19 protein-coding genes are annotated in these 20,493 nt (G+C 63.3%); 11 read left to right on the top strand and 8 right to left on the bottom strand.

Annotation, left to right across the window (positions count from 1 at the left end; all coding sequences use genetic code 11):
- The first annotated feature begins 132 nt into the window (after nucleotides 1–132).
- Both VWZ85_RS19985 and VWZ85_RS19980 read left to right on the top strand, forming a co-directional pair.
- Nucleotides 133–591, top strand: coding sequence for an NUDIX hydrolase (locus tag VWZ85_RS19985; protein ID WP_416589469.1), 459 nt, complete (start codon nucleotides 133–135; stop codon nucleotides 589–591).
- 90 nt (nucleotides 592–681) lie between these two features.
- The gene (locus VWZ85_RS19980; RefSeq protein WP_416535030.1) at nucleotides 682–2,163 is read left to right on the top strand and encodes an inorganic phosphate transporter; all 1,482 of its coding nucleotides are present in this window, start codon (nucleotides 682–684) and stop codon (nucleotides 2,161–2,163) included.
- A 130-nt stretch (nucleotides 2,164–2,293) separates the two neighbouring features.
- Here VWZ85_RS19980 and argF read toward each other — a convergent pair whose 3' ends face one another.
- The 3 genes from argF to VWZ85_RS19965 form a co-directional block, all read right to left on the bottom strand.
- The gene (gene argF, locus VWZ85_RS19975) at nucleotides 2,294–3,220 is read right to left on the bottom strand and encodes an ornithine carbamoyltransferase (protein ID WP_340546171.1); all 927 of its coding nucleotides are present in this window, start codon (nucleotides 3,218–3,220) and stop codon (nucleotides 2,294–2,296) included.
- Nucleotides 3,221–3,329: 109 nt separating this feature from the next.
- Nucleotides 3,330–4,514 carry an aspartate aminotransferase family protein gene (locus VWZ85_RS19970; protein ID WP_416589468.1) on the bottom strand — a complete coding sequence of 395 codons (1,185 nt, stop codon included), beginning with the start codon at nucleotides 4,512–4,514 and terminating at the stop codon, nucleotides 3,330–3,332.
- Between the two features lie 311 nt (nucleotides 4,515–4,825).
- Complete coding sequence (locus tag VWZ85_RS19965; RefSeq protein WP_340546173.1) at nucleotides 4,826–5,083, bottom strand: zinc ribbon domain-containing protein; 258 nt, start codon at nucleotides 5,081–5,083, stop codon at nucleotides 4,826–4,828.
- Nucleotides 5,084–5,166: 83 nt separating this feature from the next.
- On the opposite strand from VWZ85_RS19965, the gene VWZ85_RS19960 reads away from it, so the two are divergent.
- On the top strand, nucleotides 5,167–5,532 hold the full coding sequence (locus tag VWZ85_RS19960) for a MerR family transcriptional regulator (RefSeq protein ID WP_340546174.1): 366 nt from the start codon (nucleotides 5,167–5,169) through the stop codon (nucleotides 5,530–5,532).
- 50 nt (nucleotides 5,533–5,582) lie between these two features.
- On the top strand, nucleotides 5,583–6,515 hold the full coding sequence (locus VWZ85_RS19955) for a DMT family transporter (protein ID WP_416589467.1): 933 nt from the start codon (nucleotides 5,583–5,585) through the stop codon (nucleotides 6,513–6,515).
- On the opposite strand, the gene VWZ85_RS19950 is transcribed toward VWZ85_RS19955, so the two are convergent.
- On the bottom strand, nucleotides 6,497–7,357 hold the full coding sequence (locus VWZ85_RS19950) for an ABC transporter permease (protein WP_340546176.1): 861 nt from the start codon (nucleotides 7,355–7,357) through the stop codon (nucleotides 6,497–6,499). The two genes, VWZ85_RS19955 and VWZ85_RS19950, sit on opposite strands and share 19 nt — an antisense overlap.
- A 293-nt stretch (nucleotides 7,358–7,650) precedes the next feature.
- Here VWZ85_RS19950 and VWZ85_RS19945 point away from each other — a divergent pair, with 293 nt between their 5' ends.
- Nucleotides 7,651–8,259, top strand: coding sequence for a GcrA family cell cycle regulator (locus tag VWZ85_RS19945; protein ID WP_340546177.1), 609 nt, complete (start codon nucleotides 7,651–7,653; stop codon nucleotides 8,257–8,259).
- A gap of 160 nt (nucleotides 8,260–8,419) precedes the next feature.
- On the opposite strand, the gene VWZ85_RS19940 is transcribed toward VWZ85_RS19945, so the two are convergent.
- A complete protein-coding gene (locus tag VWZ85_RS19940) occupies nucleotides 8,420–8,938 on the bottom strand; it encodes a YHS domain-containing (seleno)protein (RefSeq protein ID WP_340546178.1) in 519 nt (172 codons plus the stop codon).
- A 348-nt stretch (nucleotides 8,939–9,286) separates the two neighbouring features.
- Here VWZ85_RS19940 and yghU point away from each other — a divergent pair, with 348 nt between their 5' ends.
- Nucleotides 9,287–10,168, top strand: a complete 882-nt coding sequence (yghU, locus tag VWZ85_RS19935; protein ID WP_340546179.1) for a glutathione-dependent disulfide-bond oxidoreductase — start codon at nucleotides 9,287–9,289, stop codon at nucleotides 10,166–10,168.
- A 98-nt stretch (nucleotides 10,169–10,266) separates the two neighbouring features.
- Here the strand turns inward: yghU and VWZ85_RS19930 are convergent, their stop codons facing one another.
- Both VWZ85_RS19930 and VWZ85_RS19925 read right to left on the bottom strand, forming a co-directional pair.
- Nucleotides 10,267–11,064, bottom strand: a complete 798-nt coding sequence (locus tag VWZ85_RS19930; protein ID WP_340546180.1) for an SseB family protein — start codon at nucleotides 11,062–11,064, stop codon at nucleotides 10,267–10,269.
- On the bottom strand, nucleotides 11,061–11,654 hold the full coding sequence (locus VWZ85_RS19925; protein WP_416589466.1) for a uracil-DNA glycosylase family protein: 594 nt from the start codon (nucleotides 11,652–11,654) through the stop codon (nucleotides 11,061–11,063). The genes VWZ85_RS19930 and VWZ85_RS19925 overlap by 4 nt, the downstream gene beginning before the upstream one ends.
- A 286-nt stretch (nucleotides 11,655–11,940) precedes the next feature.
- Between VWZ85_RS19925 and VWZ85_RS19920 the strand changes: the two genes are divergently transcribed.
- Genes VWZ85_RS19920 through VWZ85_RS19905 form a run of 4 tightly spaced genes read left to right on the top strand, consistent with a single transcriptional unit; the run spans nucleotide 11,941 to nucleotide 16,643 of the window.
- Nucleotides 11,941–12,603, top strand: coding sequence for an ABC transporter ATP-binding protein (locus VWZ85_RS19920; RefSeq protein WP_340546182.1), 663 nt, complete (start codon nucleotides 11,941–11,943; stop codon nucleotides 12,601–12,603).
- On the top strand, nucleotides 12,578–14,287 hold the full coding sequence (locus tag VWZ85_RS19915; RefSeq protein ID WP_416589465.1) for a capsule biosynthesis protein: 1,710 nt from the start codon (nucleotides 12,578–12,580) through the stop codon (nucleotides 14,285–14,287). Before VWZ85_RS19920 ends, VWZ85_RS19915 begins: the two co-directional genes overlap by 26 nt.
- Before the next feature lie 4 nt (nucleotides 14,288–14,291).
- Entirely contained in the window at nucleotides 14,292–15,125 is an 834-nt protein-coding gene (gene kdsA / locus VWZ85_RS19910) for a 3-deoxy-8-phosphooctulonate synthase (RefSeq protein ID WP_340546184.1), read from the top strand.
- 21 nt (nucleotides 15,126–15,146) lie between these two features.
- A complete protein-coding gene (locus tag VWZ85_RS19905) occupies nucleotides 15,147–16,643 on the top strand; it encodes a phosphomannomutase/phosphoglucomutase (RefSeq protein WP_340546185.1) in 1,497 nt (498 codons plus the stop codon).
- 95 nt (nucleotides 16,644–16,738) lie between these two features.
- Here VWZ85_RS19905 and VWZ85_RS19900 read toward each other — a convergent pair whose 3' ends face one another.
- Nucleotides 16,739–18,691, bottom strand: coding sequence for an AsmA family protein (locus VWZ85_RS19900; protein WP_340546186.1), 1,953 nt, complete (start codon nucleotides 18,689–18,691; stop codon nucleotides 16,739–16,741).
- Between the two features lie 378 nt (nucleotides 18,692–19,069).
- Here VWZ85_RS19900 and rimO point away from each other — a divergent pair, with 378 nt between their 5' ends.
- Entirely contained in the window at nucleotides 19,070–20,491 is a 1,422-nt protein-coding gene (gene rimO / locus VWZ85_RS19895; protein WP_416589464.1) for a 30S ribosomal protein S12 methylthiotransferase RimO, read from the top strand.
- The last annotated feature ends 2 nt before the right edge of the window (nucleotides 20,492–20,493 follow it).

Here is a 20,493-nt window from a genome sequence, read left to right as displayed (position 1 = left end):
GCGCCTCTTTGGCGCAAAAACCCGCCGTTTTGCAATCTCGGCCTCTTGAATTCCGGCCCCACCATGCCAAGATTGTTCCAAAGCAAAAATGTGCCGGGCATCCAAGCGCCGGCAGCAGAAAGCTGAGCAGCAATGAAGCATATGATGTCCAGTGCCTGGGAGGAGTACCTCCGGCCAATGTTTTTCCGCCCCAAACGGCTGCAAGTCGCCGCCATGTGCTATCGCGATGGTGCCGAGGGCCGAGAAGTGCTGATGATCACCAGCCGGGGCACCGGTCGCTGGATCGTCCCCAAAGGCTGGCCGATCAAGGGCAAGAACGGCCCGCAATCCGCGCTGCAGGAGGCCTGGGAAGAGGCCGGTGTGCGTGAGGCCCGGATCGAGGGTGAGCCGGTCGGCACCTACGAATATGTGAAATTGCAGGACAATGGCACGAAGGAAACCGTGCACACGCTGGTCTATACGGCAGAGGTCATTGAGCTGGCCAAGGATTACCCCGAACAATCCGAGCGGACCCGCAAATGGATGTCGCCGGCCGCCGCTGCGGATCTGGTGGCCGAGCCTGAATTGAGCGAATTACTGCGTCAATTGTAACAGTTCCGTGATGGAAATATGACAAACCCCTTGCATGACTGCAGAGGGGACGCTAGGCGCGTGCGCAACTTTTGAATCGGGATCGATACAATGAGCGACGCACCGCAGCGACCGCAGTGGAAGACACTGGACCGGGATCTTAACCGGATTTCTCAACTTGAACTGGCGACATCCTATGTGTCGCGCCCGCTGGTGGCCCCCGGCATCGCGCTGGTCTTTATCGCGCTGGCCGGCGTTGGCGCGGCGGTGTTCCTCGGCTCCACGCCCTCCAGCTTTGTGGTGATCGCGGCGGCGGCCTTCGGGGCCTATATGGCGCTGAACATCGGCGCCAATGATGTGGCCAACAACATGGGCCCGGCGGTGGGCGCCAACGCGCTGACCATGGGCGGCGCCATCGTGATTGCCGCCCTCGCCGAAAGCGCCGGTGCGCTGTTGGCAGGCGGCGATGTGGTCTCCACCATCTCCAAGGGCATCATTGATCCGGCAAGTGTTGCCAGCGCCGATGTGTTCATCTGGGCCATGATGGCGGCGCTGATTTCCTCGGCGCTCTGGGTGAACCTTGCGACATGGATTGGCGCGCCTGTCTCGACCACACATTCGGTTGTGGGCGGCGTCATGGGCGCTGGTATCGCAGCAGCCGGGTTCGGCGCCGTGAACTGGCCCACGATGAGCAAAATCGCTGCCAGCTGGGTGATCTCACCGGTGCTGGGCGGGCTGATTGCGGCCGGGTTCCTCGCCTTTATCAAGGCCAAGATCATCTATCAGGACGACAAGATCGCCGCTGCACGGCGCTGGGTTCCGGTACTGGTGGGCATCATGGCGGGGGCCTTTGCCTCTTATCTGGCGCTGAAGGGGCTGAAGAAGATCATCAAGATCGACCTGGAGATTGCGCTGCTGATCGGGGCCGCTGTCGGCGCGATGAGCTATGTGATCACCGCACCGCTGATCAAGCGCCAGTCGGAGGGGATGGAGAACCGCAACAAATCGCTGAAGGTGCTGTTTTCGATCCCGCTGGTGATCTCGGCTGCACTTCTGTCGTTTGCTCATGGTGCCAATGATGTGGCCAATGCGGTGGGGCCGCTGGCGGCGATCGTGCACACAACGGAATTTGGCGATATCGCCTCCAAAGTGGCGATTCCGACCTGGGTCATGGTGATCGGGGCCTTTGGCATCTCCTTTGGCCTGTTCCTCTTTGGTCCCAAGCTGATCCGCATGGTCGGCAGCCAGATCACCAAGCTCAATCCGATGCGCGCCTATTGCGTATCGCTGTCGGCCGCGATCACCGTGATCGTGGCCAGCTGGCTGGGCCTGCCGGTCTCCTCCACCCACATTGCGGTGGGGGCTGTGTTTGGCGTCGGTTTCTTCCGCGAATGGCATATGGAGCGCCGCCTGCGCAACAGCTCCGCCACCCAACCCGAAACCAAGCGGATTGCACCGGAAGAGCGCCGTCGCCGCAAACTGGTGCGCCGCAGCCATTTCATGACCATTGCTGCCGCATGGGTGATCACCGTGCCCGCCGCGGCACTGCTGTCGGGCTGCGTGTTCCTGGCGCTGACCGCGATCACCATGTGATTCCGGCCCTGGGCTAAAGTCCCGGCCCGAAGCCCCGGCCCGAAGCCTCGGCCTGAAATGGAAAAACCGCCGCATCCTGGCCGGATGCGGCGGTTTTTTGTTGGCCTATTCGCGGGCTGAGGCGAGTGGTTCAGGCCCCGAGGCAATAGCGCATGATCGCCTTTTGTGCGTGCAGGCGGTTTTCAGCCTCGTCAAAGATCACCGATTGCGGGCCATCCATCACGGCGGAGGTGACTTCCTCTTCGCGGTGGGCTGGCAGGCAGTGCATGAACAGCGCATCGGGTTTGGCATGGGCCATCAGCGCATCGTTCACCTGATAGCTGCGCAGCATATTGTGGCGGCGCTCCTTGGACGACTGGCTGTCGTGCATCGAGACCCAGGTGTCGGCCACCACCAGATCGGCGCCCTCGACCGCTTTCTGGGCGTCGCGCTCGATGATGACCTGCGAGCCTGCGTTGCGGGCGAGGCCGATGAACTCAGGCTCCGGGTCGAGCTGGGCCGGACCGGTGAAAGTGAAATCAAAGCCGAATTGTGCGGCCGCATGCAGGAAGGAGGCGCAGACATTGTTGCCGTCGCCGCACCAGACGACTTTCTTGCCCTTGATGGGGCCGCGATGCTCCTCATAGGTCAGCACATCGGCCATGATCTGGCAGGGGTGGGTGCGGTCGGTCAGCCCGTTGATCACCGGCACCGAGGCATATTCGGCCATTTCGGTCAGCACGGTTTCATCAAAGGTGCGGATCATGATCATATCGACATAGCGGCTGAGCACGCGGGCGGTGTCGGCGATGGTTTCGCCGTGGCCGAGCTGCATGTCGCTGCCCGACAGCACCATGGTCTGCCCGCCCATCTGCCGCACGCCCACATCAAAGGAGACGCGGGTCCGGGTCGAGGGTTTTTCGAAGATCAGCGCAACCATCCGGTCCTTCAGCGGCAGTTCATCGTCAAGGGCGGCCTTCGGGCGGCCCTGGCGGGCATCCTTGGTGATCCGGGCCTGGTCGATGATCCCGCGCAGATCGGCGGCATCGGTTTTGTGAATGTCGAGAAAGTGGTTCATGTCGGATATCGCTTTCGGTTGTCTTTGGAGGCGGCGGCACCGCATCCCTGGGCCGGTCAAGGCGGGGGCCAGCCCCCGCACCCCCGGAGTATTTCGGGAAAGATGACGGCTAGGCCTCGGCGCTGGCGGTCAGCGCGGTGGCGGCCTGATCGAGACGGGCGAAGGCCTCTCCAATGTCCTCATCGGTGAGGGTCAGCGGCGGCAGCAGGCGGATCACATTGTCGGCGGCCGGAACCGTGACCACCTCGGCCGCGTAGCCGGCATTGACCACGTCGATATTGGCCGCCACGCATTTCAGCCCCAGCATCAGGCCGGTGCCGCGCACCTCCTCGAAGACCTCGGGATGGGCGGCCACCAGCCCTTCGAGTTTCTGACGCAGGAGACCTGCCTTGCGGTTGACCTCGGCCAGAAAGGCAGGGTCGGAGACGTGATCCATCACCGCGCAGCCCACCGCACAGCCCAGCGGGTTGCCGCCATAGGTGGAGCCATGGGTGCCTGCGGTCATGCCGCTCGCAGCCTCCTCCGTGGCGAGCACTGCGCCCAGCGGGAAACCGCCGCCGATGCCCTTGGCCACCATCATGATGTCGGGGGTGATGCCTGCCCATTCATGGGCAAACAGCTTGCCGGTACGACCCACACCGCATTGCACCTCGTCGAGGATCAGCAGCAGGCCGTGATCGTCACAGATCTGACGCAGCGCCTTCAGCTCTGCATCCGGCACCGGGCGGATGCCGCCCTCGCCCTGCACCGGTTCGATCAGGATCGCGGCGGTCTTGTCGCTGATGGCATCGGTGACCGCATCGAGATCGCCGAAGGTGAGATGGACAAAGCCTGGCAGCATCGGGCCGAAGCCCTTGGTCATTTTTTCAGAGCCCGCGGCTGAGATGCCTGCGGCGGAGCGGCCATGGAAGGCACCGGAGAAGGTGATGATCTCCACCCGCTCGGGCTGATCGCTTTCATAGAAATACTTGCGCGCCATTTTCACGGCGAGTTCGCAGGCCTCGGTGCCGGAGTTGGTGAAGAACACGGTGTCGGCAAAGCTGTGCTCCACCAGCCGGTCGGCCAGCGCCTGCTGCTGCGGGATGTGGTAGAGGTTGGAGACATGCCAGAGGTTTTCGGCCTGTTCCGTCAGCGCCTTGACCAGAGCCGGATGGGCGTGGCCCAGCGCATTGACCGCAATGCCGGCGGCGAGGTCCAGAAAACGTCGCCCGTCAGCCTCGATCAGCCAGGCGCCCTCGCCCTTCACAAAGCTGAGCGGCGCGCGATTATAGGTTGGCAGAACGGAGGGGATCATCTGGATCTTCCTTTTGGGCATGATGGGCCAAGCAGTGACGCAGCCGGGCCGCAGGGTCAACGATTTTGGGCGTGATTCTTGAGGTCTTGAGGCATGCCGATGAGCTTTGATCAGGCACGCGGGATCGGGGCCGGTTACGCGCTTTGGCGTCGGCGTCGCAGCAGGGAGATATGTGCAGCGGTGATCATGACCGCGTCCATAACGGAGGTTCTGACAAAAGAAAAGACCATTTGTGAAGCCATATGCGACAAAGCGGCACCCCGGGGTGCCACAGTCGGCGCTCTTGCTCGGGGCCGGCCGCTTTGCCGGTGTTATGCGCGCCGCCAGCGGTCCAGCCGACCCATGCCGCGGGTGAAGGCCCAGGCCAGAATGCGCGGCATCCCCTTGGCTTCAAGCGCATCGACGCAGTGGGCCTGAAACTCGGCAAGGCTGGCACCGGGGTGCCGGAAGCTGCCGTTTTCATAACAGAGTGAACAATATGTCCCGCTGCGGCTGCCGTCCGCCTCGCTGCCGCCGCCCTCGGGATCCTTGCTGAGCGGCATTCCGCAGCTTTGACACTTGGGGCCCATGTCACACCTCTTGATCCGGTTTCACTTCCGGATTATGTTCAAAACCATGGAGTTGAGTCAATTGTTTTCAGGAAAGCCACAGAGTGCGGATCGGTGAACTGGCGCGGCTGAGCGGTGTCAGCCGTGACACGCTGCGATTTTACGAGCGTCAAGGGCTGATCCATTCGGCGCCGGGAGCGGAACCGACCAACAGCTACCGGGATTATCCTGAGGAGGCGCTGATCACGCTGGAGCAGATCGCCGATGCGCAGGCCGCGGGCATCAGCATTGCGGATCTTGCCATCCTGCTGAGCCAGCTGGAGGCGGCGGAGCCGGAGAGTTTCGATGGGGTTGCCTTTCTTGACAGCCGGATTGCCGAGGTCGAGGCCCGTATCCAGCGGGCGGAGCGGTTCCTGACCAGCCTGCGCCAGGCCCGCGATGCGCTAGAGGCGGCACCGTTTCGACGCTGAGCAATCCGTTTTGGCTTGCCAAGGCGGCACCGCTGGCGCATCGCTGGCCCATGCACCGGACCATATCGCCCAATCCCGCTCTTGCCGCCGTCTTCATCCTGGTGGCCACAGTTTTCATCGCAGGCACCACCCTGATCGCAAAGGCTTTGGGGACCGAGGCATCGGGTATGCCGCTGCATCCGCTTCAGATCAGTTTCGGGCGCTTTGCCTTTGCGTTTCTGGCGATCACGACCGTGGTCGCGCTGCGGCGACCCCGGTTCACCCGCCCGCATTGGGGGCTGCATCTCGGGCGCACCAGCTTTGGCTGGATGGGGGTGACGCTGATGTTTGCCTCGGTGGCCTATATCCCGCTGGCGGATGCCACCGCGATCACCTTTTTGAACCCGGTCTTTGCGATGCTGCTGGCGATTCCGCTGCTGGGAGAGCGGGTTGGTCCCTGGCGATGGGCGGCGGCGGCGATTGCGCTAGCGGGCGCGATGATCCTGTTGCGCCCGACCCCGGCGAGTTTTCAGCCCGCCAGCCTGCTGGCGCTGGCGGCGGCTGCGGTGATGGGGCTGGAGCTGATCTTTATCAAGCGGCTGGCCGGGCGCGAGCGGCCGTTGCAGATCCTGTGGGTCAACAATCTTCTGGGCACGGTGATTGCCTGTAGCGCGGTGGTCGCGGTCTGGCAGCCTCCCTCGGCAGAGCAATGGGCGCTGATGGCGGCGCTCGGCTGTATGATGGCCTGTGCTCAGGGCTGTTTCATCAACGGAATCGCGCGGGCGGATGCGTCATTTGTGGCGCCTTTCAGCTATGCGACGCTGATCTTTGCCACGCTCTATGATCTTGCGGTGTTTGCGGTGGTCCCGGATGCGGTCACCGTGCTGGGGGCGGTCATCATTCTGGCGGGCGCGGCGCTACTGGCCTGGCGCGAGGGGCGACAGCGCCCCCCGACCCTGCACGTGGATCCGGGCGCGCAGGCGGATCAGGATTTCAGCCGGTAACCGCTGCGCAGCATCAGCCAGGCCAATGTGCCGATGGCGAGGCTTGCGAGGCTACAGACCACAAGCCCGAGCACCGGCGAACTGTCGGAGGTGCCGATCACGCCGAATCGCACGCCGTCGATCAGGTAGAACACCGGATTGAGATGCGACAGCAGCCGCAGCACTGGTGGCAGCGACTGCACCGAGTAGAACGTGCCAGAGAGAAAGGCGAGCGGCGTCACGATGAAATTGGTGATCGCTGCCATCTGGTCGAACTTCTCGGCGAAGACCCCGGCAACAATGCCAAGCCCACCGAGGAATACCGCGCCCAGCACCACAAAGAGCAGCGCCACCAAAGGGTGTTCCGGCACCACGCCAAGCACCAGCATGAGGCCGGTGCCGATGCCGAGGGCCACCAGAACGCCCCGCGCGACCGCGCCGGCCAGATAGCCCAGCAGGATTTCAACCCCGGACAGCGGCGGCATCAGCGTGTCGACGATATTGCCCTGCACCTTGGTGATCACGATGGAGGAGGAGGTATTGGCAAAGGCATTTTGGATCACCGTCATCATCATGATGCCGGGGGCCAGAAATACGATGAAGGGCACGCCCATCACATCGCCCCGCCCCGGCCCGATGGCAATGTTGAAGATCATCAGGAACAGCGCGGCAGTGACCATTGGCGCCAGCAGGGTCTGGGTCCAGACCACCAGAAACCGGGTAACCTCGCGCCGTGCCAGGGTGCGCAGGCCAAGCCAGTTCACCCGCCCGAACCGGCGTTCTCCGAGGGCGATACCCGGTGAGACAGGTGACTCTGCCTGTGCTGCGGTCCCTGCCGGGGTCTGCGGTGTATCCTGTGCCATGTCCGACCTCTTTCACTCTGTGCGGGCCAATCCCCCACCGGTCCGGCGACCTCGGGGGTGGTCACGGCCTTCGTAACCGGTCGCAGGCGCGCGTCAACCCGTGCTGCGCCCTTTGCCGGGGCTGATCGTCGAGCCTGATGGATAGGCTTGTCGCCGCAGATGGCCCGGCAGACCCCTGACAAGCGCAAGACGCTCTTGTAACTCGGGGCGCAGTGATTAGAATAGGGGCTTGTTACGGAATTCGATGGCGGCCGCAGGTTCCTGGGGCCGCTTTTAGCTTGGAAAGGCAACAGATGTCCTGGACAGACGAGCGCGTCGAACTGCTCAAGAAAATGTGGGGCGAAGGGCAATCTGCAAGCCAGATCGCCAAGGAACTCGGCGGCGTGACCCGCAACGCCGTGATTGGCAAGGTGCATCGCCTGGGACTGTCCAACCGCAACAGCGGTACGGCCAAACCGGCAGCCGAGCCCAAGGAAAAGCCCGCCGCCGCGCCAAAGCCAGCGCCAGCCGCCGCCGCTGCGGCTCCGGCCAAGCCCAAGCCGCAGCCCAAGACCGAACCGGCCCGCCCGGTAACGCCCGAGCCTGCGGCCACCGGCGACGCCCGGAGCGCGACGCCTGCGCGCCGTCAGATCATCCCGGCCGGACAGCCGCTGCCGCCGCAGCCCTCGGCAAATGAGATCAGCCCAGAAGCGCTGGCCAAGGTCAATGAGATCGAGAAAAAGGCCAAGAAGCTGTCGCTGATGGAGCTGACCGAGCGGACCTGCAAATGGCCCGTAGGCGACCCCGCGACCGAAGATTTCTGGTTCTGTGGCCTGCCGGTCCAGCAGGGCAAACCCTATTGCGAAGCGCATGTTGGCGTGGCCTTCCAGCCGATGAGCGCGCGCCGCGACCGCAAACGCTGAACCGCCTGAAACCACCTGCCAGCTGGCCTTGGGTCTGAGCGGCAGGTTGTGTGATGTGAAACAGCGCCCCGGATGTCTCCGGGGCGCTGTTTTCATGCTTGGGGGGGAAGCGGTTCGAGGCCTCTCCCCCCCGCGCCCGCAGGCGGGCGATCAGATCGGATCAGCCTTTCTCCGGCGCCGAGGATGTGAAGTTGGGGATCACGCTCTTGGAGGCATCGGCGGGTTCGATTTCGGGCCAGTTGCCCTCGGCGAGGTTGATGTTGCCGGGAATATCCGCTTCCCAGAAGCCGACGACGTTCTTGGTGATGTTGAGATAGAGTTTGTCATCCACGATGCGCCAGAGGTTCGGGTTGCCCGGAACCTTGCCGCCCTTGGAAACGCCATAGGCACAGTGGCCATCATATTGCGGCGCGTAATACTCGGGGTTGGCAGCAAATTTATCGCGGTTCTCGGCGCTGGAGAAGGCGAAGGTGGCGCCGTTATGCTCAGCCGTGAAGGCGGCATTGCCGGGCACCGCTGCGGGCTGGGCGTTGCCGACAGGGTTCTGCGCCAGATCACGATAGGCCACCACATCGTAGCCCGAAACGGCAAAGCCGGTGTTGTCGACATATTGATCCCCGGCAAAGGCAGGCAGACCAAAGGAGGCAGCGGCCAGGGCGGCAAAGAGAATGCGTTTCATAGACTATCCTTTTCAAAGGCGCGGGCCATCGGACCCGACAGAAGCGGAACGCCGACCATCCGGGCCGGGCTGTTCAGACACTAGCCAGAGATCGCAGGCGATGCGAAGGGGGGCTCACGTCCCTGTGTCCAGTGCGGAGCCGCCGTGATCTGACGCGGGGATTTGTTACAACCGGCAGGCCGCAGCCCTCCCCGGTCAAGAAAAAGTGTATGCCGCAGACCTTCCAGTCATTGGAATTTTGCGCGACCTGATTATCTGTTGCAGGATACGGCGCGGCCCCCCTCCTGGAGGACGCTGCGCCACCATCACCTGATCCATTCAAAAACCCTTTCATAACAAGGCCAACAGATGAGTGACACAACCTATACCCCACCGAAAGTCTGGACCTGGGACCAGGAGAGCGGTGGCCGCTTTGCCTCGATCAACCGCCCGATCGCCGGTGCCACCCACGACAAGGAGCTGCCGGTCGGGAAACACCCCTATCAGCTTTATTCGCTGGCCACGCCCAATGGGGTGAAGGTCACGGTGATGCTGGAGGAGCTGCTGGCTGCAGGTCACAAGGGGGCTGAATATGACGCCTGGCTGATCAATATCGGCGAAGGCGACCAGTTCGGGTCCGGCTTTGTCGAGGTGAACCCCAATTCAAAGATCCCGGCGCTGATGGATCGCAGCGGCGACACGCCGGTGCGGGTGTTTGAATCCGGCTCGATCCTGGTGCATCTGGCGGAAAAATTCGATGCCTTCCTGCCAAAGTCCGGGGCCGCGCGCGCCGAGGTGATGAACTGGCTGTTCTGGCAGATGGGCAGCGCGCCGTATCTCGGCGGCGGCTTTGGCCATTTCTACGCCTATGCACCGGAAAAATACGAATACCCGATCAATCGCTTCTCGATGGAGGCCAAGCGTCAGCTGGATGTGCTGGACCGCCAGCTGGCCGAGACCCGTTTCATCGCCGGTGAGGATTACACCATCGCCGATATGGCGATCTGGGCCTGGTATGGTCAGCTGGTGCTCGGGCGGCTTTATGAGGCAGCGGAATTCCTGGATGTGGAAAGCTATACCCATGTGCTCCGCTGGGCCAAGGAGATCGATGCGCGTCCGGCCGTGTCCCGTGGCCGCATGGTGAACCGTGCCTTTGGCGAGTTGCACACCCAGCTGCGCGAACGCCATGATGCGTCGGATTTCGACACCAAGACGCAGGACAAACTGGAACCGGCAGAAGCCGACAGCTGACCGCGGGCGGGGTCGGCCCCGCCTGCCACCACGGCTAAAGACACTGGGCATCGCGATACCTAACGGCGTCGCGATGTTTCTGTCTGAGACCTGCCGCCCTAGCTGAGCCGGGGCGGATTTTCAGGATCCCGTCCGGGGGCGGAGGGCAGTTTCGGTTCTGCCGGTTGCGGCAGATCGAACCGCAGTCCCACCTGCGCCAGCCGCGCCGCCATCGCATCGCTGCTGGCAAAGAAACCCACATCCAGCGCACCCGCCTCAACCCCGGAGAAGGTCAGCGCCTCTCCGACCGCCTTGGCCAGCGCGGGCTGCGCGGCATCCCTGGCATCGACAAAGCCCAGCAGATGCCCCTGCCCGCCGCCGCGATAGTTCAGCCCGACCAGATAGGCGGCCTGAGCCAGCCCAACGGCGGTGGCCAGTTTGGTGTCCAGCGCGGTGACCAGCACTTCCGGCAGGCCTCCTGGGGCGGTGATCGCCTCGATTTCGGCGTCAACCTCGGCAGGCATCTGGCCGAGCGTCTCATGCAGCCAGGCCACCGCCTCGGCCGGGATCAGGATTGCCGAAGGTGCCACATCCAGGTTAACGCCAAGGCCGATATTTGCGCCTGCGCCCTGCCCTGCCAGCATCTGCACCACAACCCGCCCCGACAGCGCGGCATAGGGCACGATGCGACCGGCGAATTCCGCGAGCCGGTCCTCACGGTCAAAAACCAGCGCAAAGGTGCCCTCCTCCGTCTCGAACAGCTCGGGCGCGATACTGTCGCCCTCTGCCTCGCGGGCCAGCATCAGGAACAGCTCGCTATCAGCCAGCCGTTCGTAGAACCGCAGGCGGGCCGCGTCATCCTGCGGCGCGGCCAGCATCGCGGCATGGCTGGTGTCCAGAGGGGTGGCTTCGGTCATGTTATCAGCTCCTGAACCCGGGCGCGCAGGACCGGCAGCAGATCGGTCTCGAACCAGGGATTGCGTTTCAGCCATGCGGTATTGCGCCAGGACGGATGTGGCAAGGGGAAGTCCTGCGGCGCGTGGTCCCGCCAGCTCTCCACCCGCGCCTGAACCGGCTGTTTGCCACCCAGGTGATAGCTGTGGGCATAGGCCCCGACCAGCACACGCAGGTCGATATTGGGCAGGCTGGTGATCACCCGGTCGTGCCAGGTATTGCGACAGATGGCAGGCGGCGGCAGGTCGGCTTTCTTCGGCGAATAACCCGGAAAACAAAAGGCCATGGGCACAATGGCCACCAGCGACTGGTCGTAGAATTGCGCCTCACTCAGACCCAGCCACTCACGCAGGCGATCTCCGGAAGGATCGGTGAAGGGGCGGCCGCTGTCATGGACCCGCGCGCCGGGCGCCTGACCTGCGATCAGGATGCGGGCGGCGCTGTCGAACCAGGCGACCGGACGCGGGCTATGTCTGGTGCTGGTGGCGGCAAAACGCGCAGCACAAAGGCGGCAGGCGCGAATCTCCTGTCGCAGCTGATCAATTGTCGTCATATCCGACCCTGCCATCCACGCCTCAGGCCCCGTTTTTCGCCCCGCGTAACCGGCGTCCAGGGCCTCTGTCATCCGGCATCGACCGCCATCTTCCGATCAAAGCCCCGTCACTTGGTTAAGGGAGCGTTGCCAAAACCCGTAACAATTGGACATAATATGGTCCAAATAGCAGCCTATGTCGTTAACACAAATCTGTTAGTGCAGTCATAAGGCCGCCGGGATCCGCCTGGCGCATGATGAGGATCAGAGACCCCGAACGGGGCCGAGAGCAGCACCGGAACCCGCGATGCTTGAGTTTGAAAACGTGAGCAAGTCCTTCTGGACCGGCACCCAGCGCAAGGTGATCCTTGACCGGGTGTCCTTTCGCGTTGAACTTGGTAAATCCATGGGGGTGCTGGCGCCGAATGGCACCGGCAAGACCACATTGATCAATATGATGGCGGGGCTGGAAAAACCCGACGAGGGCGATATCCGCCGGGGCTGCCGGATTTCCTTCCCCCTCGGCTTCATGGGGGGCGTTATCAACCGCCTCTCGGCGATGGCCAATGCCCGCTATATCGCCAATCTCTATGGGCTGGATCCCGATTATGTTGAGGCCTACTGCCGCTGGCTCTGCGGTCTGGGGGAGTATTTCGACCAACCGGTCGGCACCTATTCCTCCGGGATGCGGGCGCGGTTCAGTTTTGCGCTGATGCTGGCGCTGGATTTTGATATCTTCCTCATCGACGAGGGGATGCCCAGCACCACAGATGTGGAGTTCAACAAGAAGGCCGGCGCCATCCTGCAGGAGCGGCTGGAAACCACCACCATCATCATGGTGTCGCACCAGCCCAAGACGCTGGAGAAATTCGTCCGCTCTGCGGCTGTTCTGGTTGATGGCCAGTTGCATATGTTTGAAACCTTGGAAGAAGCGAAACAGCTCTATGACTACCAAACCCAAGGCGAGTAAATTCCGCGTCCGCCGGAGCGGCACCACGGCAGCGCAGCCTGCCGCCGCGCGCCCCGTGCCACCACCGGGCGCCGCTCAGGCTGGCGCTGGCGCCCTGTCTGCGAGTGCAGCAAGCGCGGCGAGTGCGGCGAGAGCAGCAGCGGATAGCGCTACGGTCAAACCGACAGCCGCAGATGAGCCTGTCATCATCAAGGAACCCGCCGCCGCGCAATCCGGCAACGCGAAACCCGGCAAGCCGTCCACCAATCTGGATGACATCCGCAAGGAAGGGCTGACCGGCCGTCAATTGCGACTGGCGCGCCGCATCGCCCAGAAGAACAACCTGGCCGCCACCTCTGATTTCGACGCGGTCCGCCAGCTGCGACTAAAGGGCATCGATCCGTTCCAGCGCGCCAATATGCTGGAGCTTGTGGTCCAGCCCAACAAGGCCCAGCCGACGGGCAGCCCGCCTGCCCCGGGCGGCGTGCAACTGCCGCAGACAGTCCCCGTCGGCAAGATATCCCTGCCCGCCCAAGAGCTGAGCCCTGCGGAGCGGCGCAACCGGGAAATCAAGCAAATTCAGCGCGATATTGCGCGCCGCCGTCGCCGCCGGTTGCTTCTGCTGGGCGCGCGTCTTGCGTTTTTCGTCATGCTGCCCACGCTTCTTGCGGGATATTATTTCTACAGCGTCGCAACGCCGATGTATGCCGCGAAATCCGAGTTCCTCGTGCTCAAGGCTGACAGCGCAGGCAGTGGTGGCGGTCTTGGCGGGTTGCTCAGCGGCACCCAGTTTGCCACCAGCCAGGATTCGATCGCGGTCCAGAGCTATCTGCAATCGAAGGAGGCGATGCTGCGGCTGGACCGCGAGATCGGATTCAAGTCGCATTTCACCCAAGAGTGGATCGATCCGATCCAACGGCTGAACGACAACCCCACCAATGAGGAAGCCTATAAGACCTATTCGCGCCACGTGAAGATCGGTTACGACCCGACCGAAGGTGTGGTCCGCATGGAAGTCACCGCAGCCGATCCGCAGATCTCGGCGGAGTTTTCGCGCAAGCTGATCAGCTATGCGCAGGAAAAGGTGAACCAGCTGTCGGTGCAAAAACGCTCCGATCAGGTGGGGGATGCCGAAACCGCGCTGGAGATGGCCGAAGAAAAACGCCGCAATGCCCAGGAAACACTGGTGCGGCTGCAACAGCGCGGCACCGTGCTGGACCCCGAAGGCGTGATCATGTCGCTGCGTTCGCAGATCAGCACCTTTGAACTTCAGCGCCAGGAAAAGGAGCTGGAGCTGGCCGCCCTGCTGGACAATACCCGCCCCAATCAGGCCAAGGTGGATGGCGCGCGCGCCGATATCGCGCGGCTGAACAGCCTGATCCAGCGGCTAAACGATCGCATGATTGACGCCTCGGCCGGCGAAAACTCGCTTGCCAGCCTGACGGTGCAGATCCAGATGGCGCAGGCTGATCTGGCGACCCGCGATCTGATGCTGCAATCGGCGCTGCAACAGGTTGAACAGACCCGCATGGAGGCAAACCGCCAGGTGCGCTATCTCACCACGGCGGTAGAACCCGTTCCCAGCGAGGAAGCGACCTATCCCCGCCGATTTGAAAATACGATTTTGGCATTCCTGATCTTTTCCGGTATCTACCTGATGTGCTCGCTTACTGCGTCCATCCTCCGAGAACAGGTTTCGTCATAACGCCATGAAAAATATTTCCGTCGCCGATCTCAGCATCGGCAATGACCGCCCGCTGACCCTGATTGCAGGACCCTGCCAGCTGGAAAGCCTCGATCATGCCCGCATGATCGCAGGCCAGATGAAAGAGGCCTGCGCCAGATACGGTGCGCAATATGTGTTCAAGGCGTCCTACGACAAGGCCAACCGGACCTCGCTCTCCGGCAAACGCGGGCTGGGCGTCGATGAGGGGCTGAAGGTGCTTCAGACCATCGCCCGCGAATTTGATGTGCCGGTGCTGACCGATGTCCATACCGAGGCGCAATGCGCGGTGGCGGCTGAGGCCGTGGATATCCTGCAAATCCCGGCGTTTCTGTGCCGCCAGACCGATATGCTGCTGGCCGCAGGCAGGACCGGCAAGGCCGTGAACATCAAGAAGGGCCAGTTTCTGGCGCCTTGGGATATGGCCAATGTCGTCGCCAAGGTGGAAAGCACCGGCAATGAGAACATCCTTCTGACCGAGCGCGGCACCTCCTTTGGCTATAACACGCTGGTGGCTGACATGCGCTCGCTGCCGCAGATGGCGCAGGGCGGCTACCCGGTGGTGATGGACGCCACCCATTCGGTGCAACAGCCCGGCGGCAAGGGCGGCTCCACCGGTGGGCAGCGCGAATTTGCGCCGCTGATGGCGCGGGCAGCGGTATCGCTTGGCATTGCGGCGGTGTTCATCGAAACCCACGAAGACCCGGATAACGCGCCCAGCGATGGGCCCAACATGATCTACCTCGACCAGATGCCGAAGCTGATCGAGACGCTGATGCGTTTTGATGCCCTGGCCAAGGCCGATCCCATCCGCATCTGATTGACAAGAGAGCCGAGTGACATGACCAAACCCATCCCCGAGGTGCGCCCGAACACCTGGAGCTTTCTGCGCGATCCGATGATCACGCCCACCGGTTTTCGCGAATATGACGCGCGCTGGAAATACCCCGAGGAAATCAACCTGCCCGGCATGACTGCGCTGGGGCTGGGACTGGGCACGCAGATGCACAAGCGCGGCATCCCGCCGGTGATCGCCGTGGCCAATGACTATCGCGACTATTCCGTCGCCATCAAACAGGCGCTGATCATCGGCCTGATGCAGGCTGGCATCGAGGTGCGCGATATCGGCCCGGCGCTGTCGCCGATGGCGTATTTCGCGCAGTTCCATCTGGATGTGCCTGCCGTGGCCATGGTCACCGCCAGCCACAACCCCAACGGCTGGACCGGGGTCAAGATGGGATTTGAACGCCCGCTGACCCACGGCCCGGACGAAATGGGTGAGCTGCGCGATATCGTCCTGAATGGTGAGGGCGTGGCCCGTCCCGGCGGCTCGTATCAGTTTGTGGATGGCGTAAAAGAGGCCTATCTGGACGATCTGGTCGGGGATTTCAAAATGTCTCGCCCGCTGAAGGTGGTCTGCGCCACCGGCAACGGCACCGCCTCGGCCTTTGCGCCGGAGCTGTTTGAGCGCATGGGCGTTGAGGTGGTCGATAGCCACAACAGGCTGGATTACAGCTTTCCGAACTACAATCCCAATCCTGAAGCGATGGAAATGCTGCACGACATGTCCGCCAGCGTAAAAGCCTCGGGCGCTGACATGGCGCTTGGCTTTGATGGCGACGGCGATCGCTGCGGCGTGGTGGATGATGAGGGTGAGGAGATCTTTGCCGATAAGGTCGGCGTCATCATGGCGCGGGATCTGAGCAAGATTTACCCGAATGCGACCTTTGTCGCGGATGTGAAATCCACCGGGCTGTTTGCCTCCGACCCCGAGCTGAAGGCCAATGGCGTGACGGCGGACTACTGGAAAACCGGTCACAGCCACATGAAACGACGGGTGAAGGAGATCGGCGCGCTGGCAGGGTTCGAAAAATCCGGCCACTACTTCCTCGCCGAACCTGTGGGCCGGGGCTATGACTGCGGCATGCGGGTCGCGGTCGAGATCTGCAAGCTGATGGATCGCAACCCCGACAAGAGCATGTCAGACCTGAGGAAAGCACTGCCCAAGACCTGGGCGACGCCGACCATGTCGCCCTATTGTGCCGATACCGAGAAATATACCGTGCTGGAGCGGCTGGTGGAGAAACTGGTCGCCAAGGCCGAGGCGGGCGAGACGCTGGCAGACCGCCCCATCAAGGAAGTCGTCACCGTGAACGGTGCGCGTGTGATCCTGGATAACGGCTCCTGGGGGCTGGTGCGGGCATCCTCCAATACGCCGAACCTCGTTGTGGTCTGCGAAAGCAGCGAGAGCGAGGCCGAGTTGCGCCAGATCTTTGCCGAGATTGACGCGGTCATCCGCACCGAACCGCTGGTCGGGGACTACGATCAGACCTTTTGATCATTCCGGCAGCTGAGATAAAAACGCCCGCCATTGGCGGGCGTTCTTATGTTGTCGGCACTGTGGGAACTGGCCACTCGAATCTAGCGGCTGGATCAATCGCCGCCCAGAAGCCGCAACAGCTGATCCTTTGCCTCTTTCTCGATCCGGTCGCGGATGGCCTCATTGATGTCCTGCTCCGGCGCGATCTCTGTATCCAGCTCTTCGGCCAGCTTTTGGCGCAGGCGATCCTTGGCCTGTTGTTCCACCGCGTCGATTTCCGGCTCCAGCGCGCGTTTCAGATCCGGCCGAATCTTGGGATCGCTCCAGGGACCGGTGATCGCAACGGGGATCGACAGACGGGTGCTGCCGTCGCCGCGTTGCAGGCTCGGGGTGAACAGGTAGTCCAGATCCTGAGCCCCCAGCCCGATGCGGCCTTCTCCTTCGGCGCGCAACCCGCGCAGGCTCAACAGCAGATCCTGATTGAGCAGATTGCCGCCCTCGATCGTATAGCTGGCGGTCAGCCGGTCAAAGAGGGTGCTGCCGCCATTGCCGCTGCCGCTGCGCATCAGCTCTTCCAGATCGAAGCCGGTAAAGAACCCCTTGCCGACCTCCAGCCAACCTTTGCCGCTGAGCGAGGACATGATCTCTGCCACCGAATTGCCGACACCCAGATACTCAAGCTCGCCCAGCGCCTCACCATTGAGGCGGTCATAGCCCATGGTCTGCCCCAGCGCCTGTTCCAGCCGGATATCCTGAAAGCCCAGCTTACCGCCGACCGACAGCCCGTTGCGGTTGTTGACCACCAGCTGCCCCTGCAACTGACCGTCAAAGACCGTGGCGGGCTGGAATTTCAGAACCGCACGCGACCGGTCAAGGGTCAGGTCCAGCGAGCTGGGCCCAAGGCGGACAGATCCGGTCTCCACCTCCTGCACCTCCAGCGAAATCGCGGCATTGAGCGCGGCGAGCCAGCTGAAGTCCATCGGCGTGCGCGACCAGCCATCGCTGACCGGATCGTCACCATTGCCCGCAGCGGCGGCGGCCGGCAGATCGGCCTCTCCCGAGGGCAGCAGCGCCGACAGATCCAGCTGATCCCCGCTGAGCCGCGCCGTCACCATCGGCACATCGCCCAGCACCACGTCGGCAGCTCCGCGCAGCCTGTTGGCATCCGCCTCCAGCGTCAGATCCCGCAGCGCCAGCCGCCCGTCGGGGGTATAGGTGAGATCAGACCCGATGAGCCAGCTGTCCACCGCCGGGGTCTCGATCCCCTCTGCCGCACCAAGCACCGCAAGGCTGCGCGCCAGATCGGTGCTCTTGCCGGTCACCCGCCCGGTGGCGGCGCCATTGATATCCGCCCGCCCGTCAAAGCGCAGCTCCGTATCGTCAGCGCTAAGCGACGCCCCGACCGAGGCGACCTGACCCGCGAGGAAGGCCTCGAACGTGCCGATTTCGGCGGCGATCTGCACCGGCGCCCCAGCCGGGCGCAGCGTCACATCGGCGATCACGGTGCCCGTGGGATCAGGCCATTGCAGCGCCAGGTCGACCTGTTTCATCTCAATCAGGGTTTCGCCATGGGGAGCGTAGCGCAGGCTGGCGCCGGTGAGGGTCAGCGCCTCGATGCTGATCGGCAGGCTTTCCATCGTGCCGGAGGGGGCCGCCGGGGTCTCCACCGCACCGGATGCGAGTGGCTCAAGCACCCAGTTGCCGGTGCCATCCGCGCGGGTGCTGAGGTTCAGCTGCGGCAGGACAGCCGACAATTCGGTGATCCTGACCTGACCGCGCAGGAGATCCGCCGCCGCGACCCCAATGGTCAGCCGTTCCGCCGTCAGCATCGGCTCAGGCCCAGCCCATGGCGCGTTTGACAGCGCCACACGGTCTGCCTTCACTCCCAGCGTCGGCCAGAGCGTATATCCCACGCGCCCGCCAAAGGTGACCGTGCGACCGGTCTGCTTTTCGATCTGGGTTGCCGCCAGCTGGGCCAGCTTCTCCCCTGGCAGCAGTAACAACCCAGCCAGCAGCAGCACCAGCGCCACCACCAGCGCCGCAATGACCCGGATTATCAGCCTCATCACCCCACTCCTCTTGCCTTGCCCCCGTATTCCCCACGGGGTTTTGCGCAGCTTACCGCCTGCGCGCAGGGGTGCAATGCAGGAAGCCCCCGCGCAGCATCAAAGGTTTGCATGTTTGCATCAGAGGTTTATCGCAACCGGAACCGCTGGCGCAGGCCCAGACGCGCGAGGGCGACAGCGCAGGTCACAGCACGAAATCGCCCGCTCTTCGCGTCTCACTTGCGCTCGGGATCACTATGGCTGTTCCGCAGGTTACGGGCTCTGGCCTGCCACCTTCAACACAGGAAGCGCGATATGCACCGCCCCGCTGCACAGGTGGTGACGCTGAATACCCCTGTTTTCCTTGCCTCCTGCCGCAGTCCTGATATATGCGCGCGCATGACACAGACACCCGGTTCAGCCAACCCGCCCAGCCTCCGTCCCGACCTTGCCCCGGAACCGCAGTTCCGCGACAAACCCCGTGACGGCCAGCCGACCCTCGGCATGGTGTCGCTTGGCTGCCCAAAGGCGCTGGTCGACAGCGAGCGCATCTTGACCCGGCTGCGCGCCGAAGGCTACGGCATCTCGCCCGACTACGCGGGCGCGGACGCGGTGATCGTCAACACCTGCGGCTTCCTCGACAGCGCCAAGGCCGAAAGCCTGGAGGCGATCGGCGAGGCGCTGAAGGAAAACGGCAAGGTGATCGTCACCGGCTGCCTCGGCGCCGAGCCGGACTACATCCGCGAGCATCACCCGCGCATCCACGCGGTCACAGGCCCGCATCAGTATGAACAGGTGCTGGACGCGGTGCATTCCGCGGTGCCGCCCAGCCCGAACCCATATGTAGACCTCTTGCCCGCAACCGGCGTCCGGCTCACCCCGCGCCACTTCAGCTATCTGAAGATCTCCGAAGGCTGCAACCACAAGTGCAAGTTCTGCATCATCCCGGACATGCGCGGCAAACTGGCGTCGCGCCCGGTGCACGCGGTGCTGCGCGAGGCGGAAAAACTGGTCGAGGCCGGAGTGCGCGAACTCTTGGTGATCAGCCAGGACACCTCCGCCTATGGGCTCGACCGCAAGTATTCCGCGCATCCGTGGAAGGGCGCCGATGTGCGCAGCCATATCCTCGACCTCTCCCGCGAACTGGGCAGGCTGGCCCCGGCAGAGGACCTCTGGGTGCGGCTGCATTATGTCTACCCCTACCCGCATGTGCGCGAGCTGATCCCGCTGATGGCGGACCCTGAGAATGCGCTCTTGCCCTATCTGGACATCCCCTTCCAGCATGCCCACCCGGATGTGCTGCGCCGTATGGCGCGGCCCGCGGCGGCGGCCAAGACGCTGGACGAGATCAACGCCTGGCGCGCCATCTGCCCGGACATCACCCTGCGCTCCACCTTCATCGTCGGCTTCCCCGGCGAGACCGAGGCGGAGTTCCAGCACCTTCTGGACTGGATGGACGAGGCGCAGCTGGACCGGGTCGGCTGCTTCAAATACGAAAACGTCGACGGCGCGCGCTCCAACGATCTGCCGGACCATGTGCCGGAAGAAGTAAAGCAGGAGCGCTGGGAGCGGTTCATGGAGAAGGCCCAGGCGATCTCCGAGGCCAAGCTGGCGGCAAAGGTTGGCCAGACGATGCAGGTTATCGTGGACGACATCGACGAGGACGGCATCGCCACCTGCCGCACCAAGGCCGACGCACCGGAGATCGACGGCAACCTGTTCATTGATGAGGGAACCGAGGGGTTGCAGGCTGGCGATCTGGTGACTGTCGAGGTGGACGAGGCCGGGGAGTATGACCTGTGGGGCGTTAGGAGGGCTTAGTC

The organism is Phaeobacter sp. JH20_29 (assembly GCF_048056175.1).
Lineage (GTDB): Bacteria > Pseudomonadota > Alphaproteobacteria > Rhodobacterales > Rhodobacteraceae > Phaeobacter > Phaeobacter bryozoorum.
The sequence above is the reverse complement of the archived record's forward strand: the minus strand, read 5'-3'. Positions and strand labels throughout refer to the sequence as shown.

What these genes read in the sequence shown, in the direction of transcription:
- VWZ85_RS19915 (WP_416589465.1), top strand. Translation starts at nt 12,578, where the DNA reads ATGACTACCAAACCCAAGGCGAGTAAATTCCGCGTCCGCCGGAGCGGC.
- VWZ85_RS19950 (WP_340546176.1), bottom strand. Translation starts at nt 7,357, where the DNA reads ATGGCACAGGATACACCGCAGACCCCGGCAGGGACCGCAGCACAGGCA.
- VWZ85_RS19930 (WP_340546180.1), bottom strand. Translation starts at nt 11,064, where the DNA reads ATGACCGAAGCCACCCCTCTGGACACCAGCCATGCCGCGATGCTGGCC.
- VWZ85_RS19940 (WP_340546178.1), bottom strand. Translation starts at nt 8,938, where the DNA reads ATGAAACGCATTCTCTTTGCCGCCCTGGCCGCTGCCTCCTTTGGTCTG.
- rimO (WP_416589464.1), top strand. Translation starts at nt 19,070, where the DNA reads ATGACACAGACACCCGGTTCAGCCAACCCGCCCAGCCTCCGTCCCGAC.
- VWZ85_RS19965 (WP_340546173.1), bottom strand. Translation starts at nt 5,083, where the DNA reads ATGGGCCCCAAGTGTCAAAGCTGCGGAATGCCGCTCAGCAAGGATCCC.
- VWZ85_RS19970 (WP_416589468.1), bottom strand. Translation starts at nt 4,514, where the DNA reads ATGATCCCCTCCGTTCTGCCAACCTATAATCGCGCGCCGCTCAGCTTT.
- VWZ85_RS19980 (WP_416535030.1), top strand. Translation starts at nt 682, where the DNA reads ATGAGCGACGCACCGCAGCGACCGCAGTGGAAGACACTGGACCGGGAT.
- VWZ85_RS19945 (WP_340546177.1), top strand. Translation starts at nt 7,651, where the DNA reads ATGTCCTGGACAGACGAGCGCGTCGAACTGCTCAAGAAAATGTGGGGC.
- argF (WP_340546171.1), bottom strand. Translation starts at nt 3,220, where the DNA reads ATGAACCACTTTCTCGACATTCACAAAACCGATGCCGCCGATCTGCGC.
- VWZ85_RS19900 (WP_340546186.1), bottom strand. Translation starts at nt 18,691, where the DNA reads ATGAGGCTGATAATCCGGGTCATTGCGGCGCTGGTGGTGGCGCTGGTG.
- VWZ85_RS19920 (WP_340546182.1), top strand. Translation starts at nt 11,941, where the DNA reads ATGCTTGAGTTTGAAAACGTGAGCAAGTCCTTCTGGACCGGCACCCAG.
- VWZ85_RS19985 (WP_416589469.1), top strand. Translation starts at nt 133, where the DNA reads ATGAAGCATATGATGTCCAGTGCCTGGGAGGAGTACCTCCGGCCAATG.
- VWZ85_RS19955 (WP_416589467.1), top strand. Translation starts at nt 5,583, where the DNA reads ATGCACCGGACCATATCGCCCAATCCCGCTCTTGCCGCCGTCTTCATC.
- VWZ85_RS19925 (WP_416589466.1), bottom strand. Translation starts at nt 11,654, where the DNA reads ATGACGACAATTGATCAGCTGCGACAGGAGATTCGCGCCTGCCGCCTT.
- kdsA (WP_340546184.1), top strand. Translation starts at nt 14,292, where the DNA reads ATGAAAAATATTTCCGTCGCCGATCTCAGCATCGGCAATGACCGCCCG.
- yghU (WP_340546179.1), top strand. Translation starts at nt 9,287, where the DNA reads ATGAGTGACACAACCTATACCCCACCGAAAGTCTGGACCTGGGACCAG.
- VWZ85_RS19905 (WP_340546185.1), top strand. Translation starts at nt 15,147, where the DNA reads ATGACCAAACCCATCCCCGAGGTGCGCCCGAACACCTGGAGCTTTCTG.